The organism is Pantoea sp. MHSD4 (assembly GCF_021043305.1).
GTDB classification, from domain to species: Bacteria; Pseudomonadota; Gammaproteobacteria; order Enterobacterales; family Enterobacteriaceae; genus Pantoea; species Pantoea eucalypti.
Genome location: NZ_JAJNDH010000003.1, coordinates 322,799 through 338,383 on the forward strand (window position 1 = coordinate 322,799; position 15,585 = coordinate 338,383).

Here is a 15,585-nt window from a genome sequence, read left to right on the forward strand (position 1 = left end):
CTCAGGATCTCATCTGCCAGAAGAGAGCGACAACCAGCAGGCCGTGTAAAGCGGCCTGTTTTTATGGAGGGACATGATGTGCCTAAGTCATTAACGGGAAAAGTGACCCGCAGAGAAGTTGCGAAAGCGGCAGGCACCTCAGTGGCAGTCGTCAGTTATGTCATTAACAACGGGCCGCGTCCGGTCGCTGAGGCCACCCGTCAGCGGGTACTTGAAGCGATTAAAGCGACGGGTTACCGGCCAAATGCCGCAGCACGCGCACTGGCATCCGGTAATACCAAGACCTTTGGATTGGTGGTGCCTAATATCGGCAATCCTTTTGTCGCCTCCATGGCGCACATGTTGCTGCAGGAGTCGATGAACCACGGTCACGTTATGCTGCTGGGAGATGCCGGTGATGACCGCAGGCGAGAACTGGAGTTAATTCAGGGACTGCTTAACCGTCAGGTGGATGGGCTGTTTTACAACAGCGTCGATCGCCATCCTTACATTGATTTGATTAAAGCCAGCGGTACGCCGCTGGTGATGCTGGAGCGGGTTGAGCCACAGCCGGGCGTTAACATGCTGCGGGTGAATGAACGTCAGGCCGCCTGGCAGGTAACGGCGCATCTGTTAAGTCACGGCTATCAGCAGGTCGGCATTATCAGCGGTCCGGTCGATATGCTCAATGCACAGGATCGCATCCAGGGCTGGCGTGATGCAATGCAGGATCGTGGCCTGCCCATTGATGAGTCGCTGATGTTTCCCGCCAGCTACACCCCTCAGGGTGGCTACGAGGCAGCGCAGGCTATGATCGCGCGGGGTTGTGTGCCACGTGCACTGTTTACCAGTAACGAAGGTCAGGCGATTGGTGCGCTTCGCGCCTTTTCCGAACATCAGATTCGGGTGCCACAGGATGTGGCGCTGGTCTGCTTTAACGGAACCAATCACTCGTCATTTCATGTCCCGACATTAACGACTGTGCGCCAGCCACTGCGTGACATGGCCCGCTCTGCGATTCAGATGCTGAAAGAGGGCGAGAGCGAAGCGCAATTGAAGGAGTTTCCACACTATCTTGAAATCGGTGAATCCTGCGGTTGCCAGCCGCAAAGTCAGAGTTAACGTATAAAAAATATGAAAAGAATCATTATTGATTGCGATCCCGGCAACGGTATCGCGGGTGCCAACACCGATGATGGGCTGGCGATTGCGCTGGCATTAGCTTCACCTGCACTGTCGCTGGAATTAATCACTACCGTGGCGGGTAATACACCCAGCGACGTGGGCGCGCGCGTCGCCAAAGATCTGATTGTCCGGCTGGGATCGTCTGTTCCGGTCATCCAGGGTGCGACGCAGGCGTTACAGGAAGATCCTGCGCCGTGGCGTGAAACGCTGGATAATCGGGTCAATCAGCTTGCGCTGAGTGAGCTGTGGAAGGGCGTGCGTCAACCAGCAGATGTTGCAGCGGATGCGTTTGATGCTGCTGACGCGATGGGCAAACTGATTTGCGACAATCCGGGCGAAATTACCCTGGTGGCGATTGGCCCGCTGACGAATGTGGCGCTGGCAATGCAGCGCTATCCTGCGATGGCAGACTCTGTGGCAGAAATTGTCATCATGGGTGGCGTGTTTACGCTGGATGATTATATCAAAGACACCAATTTTGGCCTGGATCCGGAGGCTGCGCATCAGGTATTGCACAGCGGTGCCGCCGTGACGCTGGTGCCAATGGATGTCACCACGCAGACGCTGCTGACCCAGCAGGATCTCACCCGTCTTACTGCTGTCGATCATCCGCTGGCCGATTTTGTGCGAGACACGCTGCGTCCATGGATCAACTATTCCATGGAAACGCGTCAACTGGCGGGATGCTGGATCCACGATGCACTGGTTGTGGCCTGGCTGCTGAACCAGCGGGTCGCGTCTGGCATCGATTACCGTGTCGATATCGAGCTACGTCCCGGTGCAACGCGCGGTAAAAGCTGGCGTTATCGTCAGCCGCTACGGCTTGCTGTCGGCGTACCTGAGCACTGCGGCGCATGGGTTCATGTGCTGCACCGCGTCGATAACACGATGCTGTTGTCGATCATCGAAGAAGCCTTTAAGCGGCTGACTGAGATGGGCGATTAACTCACCCGCTTACTGGCGCGCCTGATAGGTTTGCATGATGCGGCAATGACCCTCAAAGGCTGATAAACGCTGTCAGGAGGTGTGCAGCATCAGGGCTGGATCAAGAGATGCAAAGCATTACATCGCTTCGCACACGTCGATCCAGCGGGCGTTGGTCAGCTCAGCCATCTGCTGTGGCGAGATGCGGACGGCACTGTGGATAGCGCCAGCGGCGGGTAACACTTCGTCGAAACTGCGCAGTGAGACATCACAGTAAACGGTCAGCGGATTCTCCAGACCGAACGGACAGACGCCGCCAACCGGATGGCCGGTCCAGTTAATAACCTCATCAACGCTCAGCATCCGCGCTTTTGCGCCTAGCGCGGCTTTCAGCTTGCGATTGTCCAGCCGGGCATCGCCGCGTGTCACAATCAGCACGACGTCGTTTTTCACTTTCAGTGACAGGGTTTTCGCAATCTCTCCTGGCGTCACGCCATGGGCGCGCGCAGCCATTCCGACCGTTGCAGTGCTTTCTGCCAGTTCGATAATTTCAATTTCAGGGGCGTGTTCGGCAAAGAACTGGCGCACGGACTCCAGACTCATCTTTCTCTCCAGGCTGATCGAAGGCGTAAAAATTGCCACAAGCCTCAGTGCCTGTAAACGAGATAAACGGAGAATTCGTGGTAATTACGTCTGTTTAGCTGCCGCTCAGGGTGCAATTGCCGCATTGTTCGACATCAGGAATGCGATAACGCTGGCAACAGCTGCGACGGACCAGTTCGCCATTACGCATGATCATGGTGCGGTAGAGCGGATTTTCGCTGCCATCCAGCAGTTTCTGGTTAAAGAATAGCGCCTGCTCCAGTTGCAGTACCAGCGTCTCATCGATCTGACTTTTCAGCTCACCCAGAAACCACTGCAATGAGTAGCCCATGTTGTTCCAGATGAGTCGGGCGTTGATATCACCATGCTGAGTAATACCATTAACCACCGGGATCAGATGCTGCTGAATCAGCCGATCAATACGCTGCTGAGGGTTAAGATAGCGGGCTTCTTCATCCTCCTGCACATCAATCCAGAACGTGGCCGGATGACCATTCTCATGAAAACCGACACGAATATGCTCTGGTGAGCAGTCCAGCGCGCGCGACTCCTGTAACAACGCCATGATCATCGGGGGCAGCAGCAGGCCAAAATACCATTGCGCCCACAGAGAGAGCACCGGCTTTGCTTCACGAACCGCATCAGGATGATCGCGATAGAGATAATCGCTGTAGCGCTGGATAAGTTGGGCAAAAGCCTCTGATTGTGACCAGGCAACGAGTGTCTGCGTGTCGTGCGGAGCGGGCTGGCTGAATTTAACAGAATCAAGCAGATAACTACGCTGTTGCTGCAGCCGCTCGTGCAGACTTTCCGCCAGTGGACGGTCATTCTGCCGAAAGATCATCGACTGAGCGTTGAAACGCTGTTCCTGAGCTGAAACGGTTGCCATGACGACTCGCGAAAAGTGTAGATAAGAAAGCAAATGATAATCGTTATTGATTAACTCTACAAGTCGCGTAAAAAAACGTCGCTGCCATCGGGGATTGGGTGGGGAATGCGATCAGCGAACAAACCCGTCTGCGCAGTGCAGAACCGGCCATAGCGTGGCAATGTCAGGGTTATTACCAGCCGAGTTGTGCTTAATCAGGCTGGTTCACTTAAGGTCTCATGCTGTTTTCGCGGAAGATCTTCCCAGGCAAGAATGGTATTCCGGCCCTGATTCTTAGCCACATATAATGCGCTGTCAGCATTGGCTACCGCCTGATCAAAATCATTATCGTAGATAGGCGCAATGCCGGCGCTGATGGTGACGTGGGTTGAAACAGTCTCATTAAAAAGATGGGGTATTTCTAAATCCAGCACATACTGACGGATGCGCTCTGCCAGTTTCATGGCGATGGAGCTGTTCACATTGGTCATTAACACCAGAAACTCTTCGCCGCCATAGCGGGTGACGACATCGCGTGAACGGACTGCATCCCGAATAGCCACAGAGACCCGCGCCAGTGCCTGATCACCCATCGCATGCCCATAATTATCGTTGTAGGCTTTGAAATGATCGATATCCAGCAGCAGCACATAGTGGCTGCCAGCATGGTTTTCCAGAATATTGTCCAGTCGGTTCTTCAGGCCACGACGGTTATACAGTCCGGTCAGTGGGTCGAGCATGCTGAGGTCACTGAAGGTCTCTTTCTCTTCATAGAGTTGGTGCATCAGCCGCAGGGTAAAGTTGTCGGCACGGCGACGCATAAGATGCTGGAGTGAGAAACCAATCAGCGGCAGCATAATGGTCAGCAGAATCAGCGGCAGATGCTGCCCATTATCAAGCAGTAATACGGTGAGCACCGGTGGCGCGACATGAAGACAAAAAGCCCCCAGATAATCGCTCAGGGCGATGGCACTAATAAATAACACACTGATCAAACTGATAATAAGAAAGCCGCCATCAAAATAGAATACCTGATGAAAACGATAATTAATGTGCCAGGCCCAGAGCGCGCCCAGCACCAGCGCGACAGGATTTAAAAGGGGAAGTTTTACTTTAGACCATATTAAATGGGTAATTAACATTATGCCGCTAAAAGACGCGACACAAATTACCGGCAACGTGGTATCGATTTTCTCATTGCTCATTATTGGCAGCAGATAAAATAGCGAAACGGCGATATTTAAAAACAGAAAAAGCATCACTGAAAGCCGGTATTTACTCTGTTTCAGTTCTTCATATGATTGTAATTTCATTATAAATACTCGTGACGACCCTGAAATACCAAAGCGCAAGCCGGCATAAACAGGTTGTGCCAGACAGTGAGCAAATTATTGCTGGTGCTGTTATTAAAGGTGTTATCGGTCGCAATCTAGCATTTTCCAACTGGTCTGTCATCTTCGTTGCCAGGCGTGACAAAAACAGGCTGCAAGCAAAGCAAAACTGGCATATGATAATGGGAATGCTTATCATTTGAGGTTTGCGTCATGGGAATAGCGATTATTGCGGCCTGCGGTTTGTGGGGCGTCAGTTGGGCGCTGGGTAAAAAACTGGATAGTGCGTGGGGCGTATTGTTGCCCTGCATCGCGCTGCCGCTGTTCGCATTATGGGAACCCAGCTTCAGCCAGTGGCGACTGGTGATGACAGTTGCGCTGCTGCTGACTGTCGTCATGCTATTTAACCAGCGTCTGCGTCACTATCTGTTATTGCCTTCGTGCCTGGCGTTAGCGGGCGGACTGGCGGCAGTCTCTGTGAATTTTCATCTGAGTTAATACAGGCGTAAAGCGGGTGTTCAGGGTGTCGCGACCGGGAAAGTGAATGCCACGCGAAAAAAACAAAACAGGAAAGGGATAAAGCGACACTGCAACTAGGCAGCTGAAACGAGCAGAAAGCCAGAGGATGACAACGTTGGTGCGAAGAGAGGGACTTGAACCCTCACGTCCGTTAAGACACTAACACCTGAAGCTAGCGCGTCTACCAATTCCGCCACCTTCGCATCGAGTTGTCTGTTCATATCACCGCAATGGTGCGAAGAGAGGGACTTGAACCCTCACGTCCGTTAAGACACTAACACCTGAAGCTAGCGCGTCTACCAATTCCGCCACCTTCGCGCAGTGCTCGCGATATGAAACATGTGATTTTGGTGCGAAGAGAGGGACTTGAACCCTCACGTCCGTTAGGACACTAACACCTGAAGCTAGCGCGTCTACCAATTCCGCCACCTTCGCATACCCGTAACATCCTGAGAATGTTACAACCACGGAGGCGCATTCTAGAGATTTTACTCTTTGCGTCAACAACTATTTCGTCGGGCTGAAACGATCGCTGTAAAAAGCAACGTTTTCAGCCCGGCAACGCGATTAATGACGTTAAAAGCCCTTATCGTGTTTTGGCACCACGACCATAGACGGCGCGATAAACTTTAAAGCGGCCGGTCTGTGCGATGACTTCGTGGCTGCCGAAAGCTTCATCCAGCACCTGCGGATAAGGCAGGAACGTGTTCGCAACAATACGCAGTTCGCCACCGGTGTTCAGGTGCTTTACTGCTCCCCGGATCAGCGCCTGTGCGGCGTCGAGGCTGGTCTGGGTGCCTTCATGGAACGGCGGGTTAGAGATAATCATGTCGAAACGGCCGGTCACGTCAGAGAAGACGTTGCTGGCGAAAACTTCGCCCTCGATGCCATTGGCGGCCAGCGTCAATTTACTCGCTTCAATGGCTGCGGCATGCACGTCGCACAGCCACAGGCGTACTTTAGGCGAACGGGCAGGCAGTGAGGCGGCAATCACGCCTGCGCCACAGCCCATATCCAGCACTTTACCTTTAGTGTGCGGGGTAAAGGTCGACAGCAGCAGGGCGCTGCCGCTATCCAGACCGTCACGGCTGAAGACGCCAGGCAGAGTGTGAATGGTCAGACCATCCAGCTGATACTGATGACCAAAGGTGCTGGCATCGAATTCAGGCTGTTTGTCGAGGCGACCATGATAGAGACCACAGCGACGCGCGCTGTCGATCTTCTCCAGCTTCACCCACGACTCCAGCATGCCTTCGGCACTGCGGACGCCGCTGCGGTTTTCACCCACCACGAACACGTCGCAGCCCACTGGCAGCATCGAGAGCAGGTTCTCCAGCTGGAACTGTACTTCCGGCTTATTTTTGGTCCAGAAGTAGACCAGGGTATCGCATCCCTGCACATCTTCCGGCTGCGCAACCATTCCGTAACGCGCCTGCTCGCCCATACGGCGGCTCAGGTTTTGCCAGTGATGATATTGCTGGGTGTGAACGCGCGATGAGGCGGTTTCCAGCTGAGCGGGCAGGTCATCCTGCAGATCGCCAGCAAATAAAACATGGCGGGCGGTAAATTCATCACTGTGGCGCAGAATGACTTCGCTGGCCGGGGTAAAAGCAGACATGTAGGGCTCCTGTAAGATCTGAGCGGGGATTATAGTGGTTTGTTGGCGCATGTTCGATGGGTTTGCTAGCATAGCGTCGCATTCAGCTAGCAGAACAGGTAACACCATGACGTCCAGGCGCGACTGGCTTTTACAGCAAATGGGAATTACGCAGTATCAGCTGCGCCGCCCGCGCGTGCTTCAGGGCGAAATTGCCGTCACGCTGGCACCGGACACGCAGTTAATTATTGTCGCTGACGCGCCACCCGGTCTGCATGAACCGCTGATGCGCGATGTGCTGCATACCCTCAATCTGCAACCCGCTCAGGTAATGACCGTGACGCCGGATCAGCTGCAGATGCTGCCGGAAACGCTGAACTGCGCGGGCTGGCTGCTCGGCGTAGAGAGCGAACAGACTTTTAATGGCGTGGCATTAACCAGCGCCTCTTTCAATGAACTGATCAGCAGCGGCGTCGCCAAACGCGCGCTCTGGCAACAGATGTGTAACCATGACAGCCATCTCTTTACTCACCCCTGACGACCTGGCGCAGGCCTTTGCCATTGAGCGTCGTAGCCACGCGTTTCCCTGGAGTGAAAAGACGTTTGCCAGCAATCAGGGCGAGCGCTTTATTAATTTACGTCTCGACGCCGACGGCAAAATGGTCGCCTTTGCCATTACTCAGGTGGTGCTGGACGAAGCCTCGCTGTTTAACATCGCGGTCGATCCTGACTTTCAGCGCCGGGGATATGGCCGCCAGCTGTTACAGCATCTGATCGATGAGCTGATTAAACGCAACGTGCTGACGCTGTGGCTGGAAGTGCGGGCCTCGAACCTGCCCGCCATTGCGCTCTATGAGCAGCTTGGATTCAATCAGGTCAGTCGTCGCCCCAACTATTATCCCACCGCCAGCGGCCGTGAAGATGCCATTCTCATGGCCCTGACGCCGTAGTGGTGTTAAGGAGCTTTAATGACAGATAACTGGGACTGCATCCTGTTTGATGCGGACGATACCCTTTTCCATTTCGACGCCTATGCCGGTTTGCAGCGCCTGTTCGCCGGCTATGATGTGCAGTTCACCGACCAGGATTACAGCGATTATCAGGCGATCAACAAGCCGCTGTGGGTCGATTATCAGAACGGCGCCATCTCAGCGTTACAGTTGCAGACTCAGCGTTTCAACCACTGGAGCGAAAAGCTCAGCGTGGCACCAGAGATCCTCAACAGCGGCTTCCTCAGCGCGATGGGCGAGATCTGCACGCCGCTGCCGGGCGCGGTCAGCCTGATGAACCAGCTGCATGGCAAGGTAAAGATGGGGATCATCACCAACGGCTTTACCGCGCTGCAGCAGACGCGTCTGGAGCGCACCGGCTTCCGTGATTACTTCTCGGCGCTGGTAATCTCTGAGCAGGTTGGCGTGCCAAAACCGGCGGCCGCGATTTTTGACTACGCGCTGGAGCTGATGGGCAATCCGGATCGTGAGCGAGTGCTGATGGTAGGGGATACGCCAGAGTCAGATATTCTGGGCGGGATGAACGCGGGAGTGAAAACCTGCTGGCTCGATCATGGCACCCGGCCGCTGCCAGAACATATTAAACCCACCTGGCAGGTCAAATCGCTGGGTGAGCTGGAAGCGTTGTTGATTGGCTAACGGAACACGCCTCGCAAATCCACATTTTTCCACTAATAAGGCCGCATTGCATGCCTTCAGACTGCTGAAAAACTCAAATCAAGGCACATCTGGCAACGATTGATTAGCTCAATACGCAGGGAACCGGGTCAGAGGAGGAAAGCGTCCCGCGCCATGGAGGGCGCGGGCCGAGCGGGCCAGGGATTGGCGTAAGCGACTTTCCGATCTGACCCGCTTTCCTGCGCAGGCTCGGTCTCACAGCGATCAGGCCAGGGTTTGTCAGCAGTCTGAGGCCCACACAGCGGGCCTTTCTCGTTTTATCTTTACCGCAGCGCAGAACACTACTCTTTCTTCTCGTCGTCCTCATCCCGGTCCTCTTTCACCGGGGTGCTGGCGGTAAGCAGGAACGGCGACTGCTGCCAGCGGGTGCGGCGATGGCGCAGCAGGGTGCGGGAGAGAATAATGCCGATCGCCAGTGCCAGCAGCATCATCAGACGCAGAATATTGGTGGTGTTATCGACCTGATGCGAGTCGGTGACAAGCACGTGGGTATCCAGCGTCACGCGCAGGAAGCCCAGCGGGCCATCGCTCCCGGCCAGCGGCTGCACAATCTGATGGTTGAAATAGCTGCCTGCGCGCTGACCATCGAGCGCCAGCCGATCACGCACATTAATATTTTCACCACTGTGCGCCACCAGACTGCCGTCGCCGTCATACACCGACGCATCCAGAATACGGCTGTTAGCCGTCATCTGATTAAGAATGGCTTCTATCTGAGTGCGGTTATTTTCACTGTTGTCCATCAACGGCTTAAGACTAAACGCCACCTGGCTGGTCAGTGTATGTGCCAGCTCCTCGACCTGTTCAGAACGCGCCGCCTGATGACCAAGACTGAACCAGGATGCGCCCTGCATCAGCACAACCAGCAGCGCCATGGAGATCAGAACGATCACGGTCCGATGTAAGCGAAATTTCAGTGCGGTTTTAGCCATTACTCATCCGGGTCATATCACAACAGAAAGCCTGGAGATTATGTTGCCAGAAGCGGCGCAGACAAGGTAGCCTCTTGCGTGGTTTTGTTGTCCCTACAGGAGCTCTGATGCCAAATCGTTTAACCTGGTGCGATCTTCCCGCCGATGTTTCCCTCTGGCCGGGTTTGCCCCTTTCTCTTAGCGGTGATGAAGTGATGCCGCTGGATTATCGCGCTGGCCGCACCGGCTGGCTGCTGTATGGCCGCGGGCTGGACAAGCAACGGCTCACCGATTACCAGCACCAGCTGGGGGCCGCGATGGTGATCGTCAGCGCCTGGAACGTCGATGAGTATCAGGTGATTCGACTGGCAGGATCGCTGACGCCGTTTGCCAGCAAGCTGGCACACGATGCCGGGCTGGATGTTGCGCCGCTGGGCAAAATCCCGCATCTCAAGACGCCAGGCCTGCTGGTGATGGATATGGACTCCACCGCGATTCAGATCGAGTGCATCGATGAGATTGCAAAACTGGCGGGCTGCGGCGAGCAGGTGGCGGAAGTCACGGAGCGTGCGATGCGCGGCGAACTCGACTTCACCGCCAGCCTGCGTCAGCGCGTCGCCACGCTGCAGGGCGCAGATGCCAATATTCTGAAACAGGTACGTGATGCTCTGCCATTAATGCCAGGCTTAACGACGCTGACGCAGAAGCTGCAGGCGCTGGGCTGGCAGATTGCTATCGCTTCCGGCGGCTTTACCTATTACGCCGAATACCTGCGCGACAAGCTGCATCTGTCGGCGGTGGTGGCCAATGAACTCGAAATTCGCGACGGCAAACTGACCGGCAACGTGCTGGGTCCGATTGTCGACGCACAATACAAAGCCGATACCCTGAAGAAGCTGGCGGAGCGTTTTAATATCGCGCCGGAACAGACGGTGGCGATCGGCGATGGTGCCAATGACCTGCTGATGATCAAAGCCTCAGCGCTGGGCATTGCGTTCCATGCTAAACCTAAGGTGAATGAGCAGACCGCGGTCACCATTCGCCATGCCGATTTAATGGGGGTGTTCTGCATCCTTACCGGCAGCCTGATCCACGAAGAGCGTTAACTGAGGTATTGATTTGGCCAAAGCGGCAAAACGCGCATTTGTCTGTAACGAATGTGGCGCAGATTACCCACGCTGGCAGGGGCAATGCAGCGCCTGTCACGCCTGGAACACCATCACCGAGGTGCGCATCGCTGCCTCGCCTGCTGCTGCGCGTAACGAGCGCCTGAGTGGCTATGCCGGCAGCGCCGGGACCAGCCGGGTGCAGAAGCTCTCTGAAATCAGCCTGGAGGCGTTACCGCGCTTCTCGACCAGCTTCAAAGAGTTTGACCGGGTGCTGGGCGGCGGCGTTGTGCCGGGCAGCGCCATTCTGATTGGCGGCAGTCCTGGTGCGGGGAAATCCACGCTGCTGCTGCAGGTGATGTGCCGGTTGTCAGAGGGGATGAAAACCCTGTACGTCACCGGTGAAGAGTCACTCCAACAGGTTGCGATGCGCGCCCATCGTCTGGGATTACCCACCGAAAATGTCAATATGCTGTCGGAAACCAGCATTGAGCAGATCTGCCTGATCGCCGAACAGGAGCAGCCGCAGCTGATGGTGATCGACTCGATCCAGGTCATGCACATGGCAGAGATCCAGTCATCACCCGGCAGCGTCGCGCAGGTGCGTGAAACCGCCGCCTACCTGACGCGCTTCGCTAAAACGCGCGGCGTCGCGATCATCATGGTCGGTCACGTGACTAAAGATGGCTCGCTGGCCGGGCCGAAAGTGCTGGAGCACTGTATCGACTGTTCGGTGCTGCTGGATGGCGATGCCGACTCCCGTTTCCGCACCCTTCGCAGCCATAAAAACCGCTTCGGTGCGGTCAATGAGCTGGGGGTGTTTGCCATGACAGAGCAGGGCATGCGTGAAGTCAGCAACCCGTCCGCTATCTTCCTGTCACGGGGCGAAGAGGTTACCTCTGGCAGCTCGGTGATGGTGCTGTGGGAAGGCACGCGTCCACTGCTGGTGGAGATTCAGGCGCTGGTCGATCACTCCATGATGGGCAACCCACGCCGCGTGGCGGTGGGTCTGGAGCAGAACCGCCTGGCGATACTGCTGGCCGTTTTACATCGTCATGGCGGATTGCAGATGGCGGATCAGGATGTATTCGTCAACGTGGTTGGTGGTGTTAAAGTCACCGAAACCAGTGCGGACCTGGCGCTGATGCTGTCGATGGTGTCGAGCCTGCGCGATCGTCCGTTGCCGCAGGATCTGGTGATCTTCGGCGAAGTGGGACTGGCCGGTGAGATCCGTCCGGTGCCCAGCGGTCAGGAGCGCATCTCTGAAGCGGCGAAGCATGGCTTCAAACGCGCCATTGTACCGGCAGGGAATGCACCGAAAAAACCGATTGCCGGGATGCAGGTTTTCAGCGCGAAGAAGCTGGCCGATGCGCTGGCGATTCTGGACGATCTGTAATGCGCCTGCGGCCTGCCAGCCTGCGTCGCGGGCAGGCCGCTCCCACCTTAACCGCATTGATGCAGGAGGCACGACATGTCGTCGTTTGATTATCTGAAAACGGCTATTCGCCAGCAGGGCCATACGCTGCAACAGGTCGCTGATGCCAGCGGCATGACCAAAGGCTATCTGAGCCAGTTGCTCAATGCCAAAATCAAAAGCCCCAGCGCGCAAAAACTGGAGGCGCTTCACCGATTCCTGGGCCTTGAATTTCCGCGCCGCGATAAAACGGTGGGCGTGGTATTTGGTAAGTTTTATCCGCTGCACACCGGCCATATCTATCTGATTCAGCGCGCCTGCAGTCAGGTGGATGAGCTGCATATCATTATGGGTTATGACGAGCCGCGTGACCGTGAACTGTTTGAGAACAGCGCGATGTCACAGCAGCCTACGGTCAGCGATCGCCTGCGCTGGCTGCTGCAGACCTTTAAGTATCAGAAAAATATCCGCATCCACGCCTTTGATGAGGAGGGGATTGAACCCTATCCGCATGGCTGGGATGTCTGGAGCAAGGGCGTCAGCGCGTTTCTGAGCGAGCACGGCATTGCACCGGATTGCATCTACACCAGTGAAGCGCCCGATGCGGAGATGTATCAGCAGCACCTTGGCATTCAGACCGTGCTGGTCGATCCCAACCGATCCTTTATGAGCATCAGTGGCGCGCAGATTCGTCAGGATCCGTTCCGCTTCTGGGATTACATTCCTACGGAAGTGAAGCCGTTCTTTGTGCGCACCGTGGCGATTCTCGGCGGCGAGTCGAGCGGTAAATCGACGCTGGTGAATAAGCTCGCCAACATCTTTAACACCACCAGCGCCTGGGAATATGGCCGCGACTATGTCTTCTCCCATCTGGGCGGTGACGAAATGGCGCTGCAATATTCCGATTACGACAAGATCGCGCTGGGTCAGGCACAGTACATCGATTTTGCCGTTAAATACGCCAACAAAGTGGCGTTTATCGACACCGATTTTGTGACCACGCAGGCATTCTGTCTGAAGTATGAAGGGCGCGAACATCCCTTTGTGCAGGCACTGATCGATGAATACCGTTTTGATCTGGTGATTCTGTTAGAGAACAACGTGCCCTGGGTCGCAGATGGATTGCGCAGCCTGGGCAGTTCCGTGGATCGGCGGGAGTTTCAGTCGATGCTGGTGACGATGCTGCGTGAAAACAACATCGAATTCCTGCACGTGCAGGAAGATGATTATGACGCGCGGTTCCTGCGATGCATTGAGCTGGTCAAAGCGATGCTGGGCGAGAAAAACGCCCAGCCGTAACGCCAGCTGTGACCCGGTCTGCCGCACGGCAGCCGGGTCAGCGCATTAATAGACCATGACCACTTTGCCGCGCATGTGGCCTTCCAGCACGCGCTGATGGGCGGCAGTTAACGTCTCAACGCTTAAGCCGTGCAGCGTTTCGCTCAGCGTGGTTTGCAGTTTACCTTCATCCAGCAATGCCGATACCGCATCCAGAATCTCGCCCTGACGCGCCATATCCGGGGTATTAAACATGCTGCGGGTGTACATCAGCTCGAAATGCAGTGCCGCACTCTTCAGCTTCAGTTGATCCATCGACAGCGGATGTTCGTTTTCCACGATGGTGCAGATATGACCCTGTGGTGCGATCAGCTTCGCCATCGTCTCCCAGTGACCGTCGGTATCGTTCAGGCAGAAAATATAATCAACCTGCTTAATGCCCTGTTTCTCCAGCTCACCGATCATATCTTTGTAATTGATCACCACATCGGCTCCGCGATCGCGGCACCACTGGGCGGAATCTTCACGCGAGGCAGTCGCAATGATCTTCACTTTGCTGCGCAGCTTCGCCAGGGGGATCGCCAGTGATCCAACACCACCTGCGCCGCCAACGATCAGCAGAGTCTGATCTTCCGATGCCGTCTCCAGGTTCAGTCGTTCAAATAAACCTTCCCATGCGGTCAGGGCCGTCAGTGGGATCGCGGCAGACTGTGCCCAGTCCAGACTCTCTGGCTTATGGCCGGTGATGCGTGAGTCCACCAGCTGCTCAGTGCTGTTGCTGCCTGGACGGGTCAGATCGCCGGCGTAGAAGACTTCATCGCCAGGCTTAAAGTTGCTGACTGAGCTGCCCACTTCCAGCACAACGCCGCTGGCATCCCAGCCCAGGATACGTGGCTGCTGTAAGCCGTTCTTCTTCGCCCCTTTGTGCACCTTGGTATCAACCGGGTTGACCGAGGCGGCTTTGACCTCGACACGCAGGTCATACTCGCCTGGCGTGGGGGTTTCAGGGAAAATTTCAGTAAAGTGTTCAGGATTTTCGGGATTAATTGCGATAGCGCGAATAGACATAACGTTTTCCTGTGTAGTTAAGCAAAGAGTCTGGCTCTTTTCTCTGACAGCCTGGTCGGGAGTCGGTGTACATACTCTCTATAGCAAGACTGGCTGTAATGATGAAGACAGGCCTTAAGTGTAGAACCTGATTTTAACGGTGATAAGATGGACAATCTTTCATAGAGTGTTCGTCTGAGGTGAACAATGGCATTTCGTCAGTGGCAGGACATGGCGCTGTTTGCGCTGGTGGCGGAGTGCGGCAGCTTTACCGGCGCGGCAGAACGCGCAGGCCTGCCTAAATCCAGTGTCAGTCAGCGTATCAGCCAGCTGGAGCAGCGGCTGGGGATTCGTTTGCTGAATCGCACCACCCGCCAGCTCAATCTGACTTTTGCCGGTGAGCGCTATCTGCTGCATTGTCAGGAGATGATGCAGGCCAGTGAACGCGCCGATCAGGCTATCGCCAGCCTGCGTGAAAACCCCAGCGGGCGTCTGCGCATCACCAGTCCGGCGGGCATTGGGGCCACACTGCTGGCGCGCTGTAATGCAGCGTTTTTGCGTCTCTATCCTGATGTGACGCTGGATGTCTCGATTTCCGATGAGATGCGGGATCTGGTACAGGAGGGCTTTGATGTGGCGCTGCGCACCGGTCAGCCGCAGGAGTCCTCGCTGATTGGCCGCCGGATAGGCAACTGCCCACGACTGCTGGTGGCTTCGCAGCACTATCTTAATCAGCACCCGCCGCTGCTTCACCCGCAGCAGCTGTCAGCTCACCGCTGTATCGCGCATCGCGCATGGAATGAATGGGTATTGCAGCGTGATGGCGCGTTCTATCGCTGGCTGCTGCCGCCTGGCCATCTCACCGACAATTTACTCTATGCGCGCGAATCGGCGCTGGGCGATGCAGGCATTACGCTGCTGCCGCACTTTCTGACCGATGGGGCGATGGCGGATCCCCGACTGGTGCCGGTGCTGCCGGAATGGGAAGTCGAGGGAAATGAGCTGTGGCTGGTCTATCCGGGCCGTAAACTGAATTCGCCTGCGCTGGCGCGCTTTATTGAGTTTGCGCTGCAGTCACCGGTGTTCAGAGAGTTTTATCGCTGAGTGAACCATCAAAAAGGGCGGCATCGCTGCC

16 protein-coding genes and 3 tRNA genes are annotated in these 15,585 nt (G+C 55.7%); 10 read left to right on the forward strand and 9 right to left on the reverse strand.

Annotated features, from left to right (window positions below):
• The first annotated feature begins 78 nt into the window (after positions 1-78).
• Both LQK91_RS12000 and LQK91_RS12005 read left to right on the forward strand, forming a co-directional pair.
• Entirely contained in the window at positions 79-1,101 is a 1,023-nt protein-coding gene (locus LQK91_RS12000) for a LacI family DNA-binding transcriptional regulator (protein WP_003850877.1), read from the forward strand.
• Between the two features lie 12 nt (positions 1,102-1,113).
• The gene (locus tag LQK91_RS12005; RefSeq protein ID WP_008925524.1) at positions 1,114-2,109 is read left to right on the forward strand and encodes a nucleoside hydrolase; all 996 of its coding nucleotides are present in this window, start codon (positions 1,114-1,116) and stop codon (positions 2,107-2,109) included.
• A gap of 117 nt (positions 2,110-2,226) precedes the next feature.
• Here the strand turns inward: LQK91_RS12005 and LQK91_RS12010 are convergent, their stop codons facing one another.
• The 3 genes from LQK91_RS12010 to LQK91_RS12020 all read right to left on the reverse strand — a co-directional run bounded on the left by LQK91_RS12010 (position 2,227) and on the right by LQK91_RS12020 (position 4,872).
• Positions 2,227-2,691 (reverse strand): YbaK/EbsC family protein, encoded by a 465-nt coding sequence (locus tag LQK91_RS12010; RefSeq protein WP_008925525.1) that lies wholly within the window; start codon positions 2,689-2,691, stop codon positions 2,227-2,229.
• A 94-nt stretch (positions 2,692-2,785) separates the two neighbouring features.
• Entirely contained in the window at positions 2,786-3,580 is a 795-nt protein-coding gene (fhuF, locus tag LQK91_RS12015) for a siderophore-iron reductase FhuF (protein ID WP_003850871.1), read from the reverse strand.
• Between the two features lie 194 nt (positions 3,581-3,774).
• Positions 3,775-4,872 carry a GGDEF domain-containing protein gene (locus LQK91_RS12020; protein WP_105099536.1) on the reverse strand — a complete coding sequence of 366 codons (1,098 nt, stop codon included), beginning with the start codon at positions 4,870-4,872 and terminating at the stop codon, positions 3,775-3,777.
• A 231-nt stretch (positions 4,873-5,103) separates the two neighbouring features.
• Here LQK91_RS12020 and LQK91_RS12025 point away from each other — a divergent pair, with 231 nt between their 5' ends.
• Positions 5,104-5,388: a DUF1435 domain-containing protein gene (locus LQK91_RS12025; protein ID WP_003850867.1), complete on the forward strand. Its 285-nt coding sequence runs from the start codon at positions 5,104-5,106 to the stop codon at positions 5,386-5,388.
• Positions 5,389-5,525: 137 nt separating this feature from the next.
• Here the strand turns inward: LQK91_RS12025 and LQK91_RS12030 are convergent.
• The 4 genes from LQK91_RS12030 to rsmC all read right to left on the reverse strand — a co-directional run bounded on the left by LQK91_RS12030 (position 5,526) and on the right by rsmC (position 7,027).
• Positions 5,526-5,612 (reverse strand) — tRNA-Leu (locus LQK91_RS12030).
• Between the two features lie 28 nt (positions 5,613-5,640).
• Positions 5,641-5,727 (reverse strand) — tRNA-Leu (locus tag LQK91_RS12035).
• 30 nt (positions 5,728-5,757) lie between these two features.
• Positions 5,758-5,844 (reverse strand) — tRNA-Leu (locus LQK91_RS12040).
• 151 nt (positions 5,845-5,995) lie between these two features.
• Entirely contained in the window at positions 5,996-7,027 is a 1,032-nt protein-coding gene (gene rsmC, locus LQK91_RS12045) for a 16S rRNA (guanine(1207)-N(2))-methyltransferase RsmC (RefSeq protein WP_003850865.1), read from the reverse strand.
• Between the two features lie 106 nt (positions 7,028-7,133).
• Here rsmC and LQK91_RS12050 point away from each other — a divergent pair, with 106 nt between their 5' ends.
• Genes LQK91_RS12050 through yjjG form a run of 3 tightly spaced genes read left to right on the forward strand, consistent with a single transcriptional unit; the run spans position 7,134 to position 8,655 of the window.
• Positions 7,134-7,544, forward strand: a complete 411-nt coding sequence (locus tag LQK91_RS12050) for a DNA polymerase III subunit psi (protein WP_003850863.1) — start codon at positions 7,134-7,136, stop codon at positions 7,542-7,544.
• Complete coding sequence (gene rimI, locus LQK91_RS12055; protein WP_003850861.1) at positions 7,516-7,956, forward strand: ribosomal protein S18-alanine N-acetyltransferase; 441 nt, start codon at positions 7,516-7,518, stop codon at positions 7,954-7,956. Before LQK91_RS12050 ends, rimI begins: the two co-directional genes overlap by 29 nt.
• A gap of 18 nt (positions 7,957-7,974) precedes the next feature.
• Positions 7,975-8,655, forward strand: coding sequence for a pyrimidine 5'-nucleotidase (yjjG, locus tag LQK91_RS12060; protein WP_008925529.1), 681 nt, complete (start codon positions 7,975-7,977; stop codon positions 8,653-8,655).
• 320 nt (positions 8,656-8,975) lie between these two features.
• Here the strand turns inward: yjjG and LQK91_RS12065 are convergent, their stop codons facing one another.
• Positions 8,976-9,626, reverse strand: a complete 651-nt coding sequence (locus LQK91_RS12065; RefSeq protein ID WP_008925530.1) for a YtjB family periplasmic protein — start codon at positions 9,624-9,626, stop codon at positions 8,976-8,978.
• Positions 9,627-9,733: 107 nt separating this feature from the next.
• Between LQK91_RS12065 and serB the strand changes: the two genes are divergently transcribed.
• The 3 genes from serB to nadR all read left to right on the forward strand — a co-directional run bounded on the left by serB (position 9,734) and on the right by nadR (position 13,424).
• Positions 9,734-10,711, forward strand: coding sequence for a phosphoserine phosphatase (serB, locus tag LQK91_RS12070; RefSeq protein ID WP_078804764.1), 978 nt, complete (start codon positions 9,734-9,736; stop codon positions 10,709-10,711).
• 13 nt (positions 10,712-10,724) lie between these two features.
• Positions 10,725-12,107: a DNA repair protein RadA gene (radA, locus tag LQK91_RS12075; protein WP_003854897.1), complete on the forward strand. Its 1,383-nt coding sequence runs from the start codon at positions 10,725-10,727 to the stop codon at positions 12,105-12,107.
• A gap of 75 nt (positions 12,108-12,182) precedes the next feature.
• Entirely contained in the window at positions 12,183-13,424 is a 1,242-nt protein-coding gene (nadR, locus tag LQK91_RS12080; protein ID WP_008925532.1) for a multifunctional transcriptional regulator/nicotinamide-nucleotide adenylyltransferase/ribosylnicotinamide kinase NadR, read from the forward strand.
• Positions 13,425-13,469: 45 nt separating this feature from the next.
• Here the strand turns inward: nadR and LQK91_RS12085 are convergent, their stop codons facing one another.
• Positions 13,470-14,471, reverse strand: a complete 1,002-nt coding sequence (locus LQK91_RS12085; protein ID WP_003854895.1) for a zinc-binding alcohol dehydrogenase family protein — start codon at positions 14,469-14,471, stop codon at positions 13,470-13,472.
• A gap of 186 nt (positions 14,472-14,657) precedes the next feature.
• Here LQK91_RS12085 and LQK91_RS12090 point away from each other — a divergent pair, with 186 nt between their 5' ends.
• Positions 14,658-15,554 carry a LysR family transcriptional regulator gene (locus tag LQK91_RS12090; protein ID WP_003854894.1) on the forward strand — a complete coding sequence of 299 codons (897 nt, stop codon included), beginning with the start codon at positions 14,658-14,660 and terminating at the stop codon, positions 15,552-15,554.
• The last annotated feature ends 31 nt before the right edge of the window (positions 15,555-15,585 follow it).

Bases quoted from the DNA above. Each gene is read 5' to 3' on its own strand.
- LQK91_RS12005 (WP_008925524.1), top strand. From the start codon at position 1,114: ATGAAAAGAATCATTATTGATTGCGATCCCGGCAACGGTATCGCGGGT.
- LQK91_RS12020 (WP_105099536.1), bottom strand. From the start codon at position 4,872: ATGAAATTACAATCATATGAAGAACTGAAACAGAGTAAATACCGGCTT.
- yjjG (WP_008925529.1), top strand. From the start codon at position 7,975: ATGACAGATAACTGGGACTGCATCCTGTTTGATGCGGACGATACCCTT.
- rimI (WP_003850861.1), top strand. From the start codon at position 7,516: ATGACAGCCATCTCTTTACTCACCCCTGACGACCTGGCGCAGGCCTTT.
- LQK91_RS12050 (WP_003850863.1), top strand. From the start codon at position 7,134: ATGACGTCCAGGCGCGACTGGCTTTTACAGCAAATGGGAATTACGCAG.
- fhuF (WP_003850871.1), bottom strand. From the start codon at position 3,580: ATGGCAACCGTTTCAGCTCAGGAACAGCGTTTCAACGCTCAGTCGATG.
- LQK91_RS12025 (WP_003850867.1), top strand. From the start codon at position 5,104: ATGGGAATAGCGATTATTGCGGCCTGCGGTTTGTGGGGCGTCAGTTGG.
- LQK91_RS12090 (WP_003854894.1), top strand. From the start codon at position 14,658: ATGGCATTTCGTCAGTGGCAGGACATGGCGCTGTTTGCGCTGGTGGCG.
- serB (WP_078804764.1), top strand. From the start codon at position 9,734: ATGCCAAATCGTTTAACCTGGTGCGATCTTCCCGCCGATGTTTCCCTC.
- rsmC (WP_003850865.1), bottom strand. From the start codon at position 7,027: ATGTCTGCTTTTACCCCGGCCAGCGAAGTCATTCTGCGCCACAGTGAT.
- LQK91_RS12085 (WP_003854895.1), bottom strand. From the start codon at position 14,471: ATGTCTATTCGCGCTATCGCAATTAATCCCGAAAATCCTGAACACTTT.
- LQK91_RS12010 (WP_008925525.1), bottom strand. From the start codon at position 2,691: ATGAGTCTGGAGTCCGTGCGCCAGTTCTTTGCCGAACACGCCCCTGAA.
- nadR (WP_008925532.1), top strand. From the start codon at position 12,183: ATGTCGTCGTTTGATTATCTGAAAACGGCTATTCGCCAGCAGGGCCAT.
- LQK91_RS12065 (WP_008925530.1), bottom strand. From the start codon at position 9,626: ATGGCTAAAACCGCACTGAAATTTCGCTTACATCGGACCGTGATCGTT.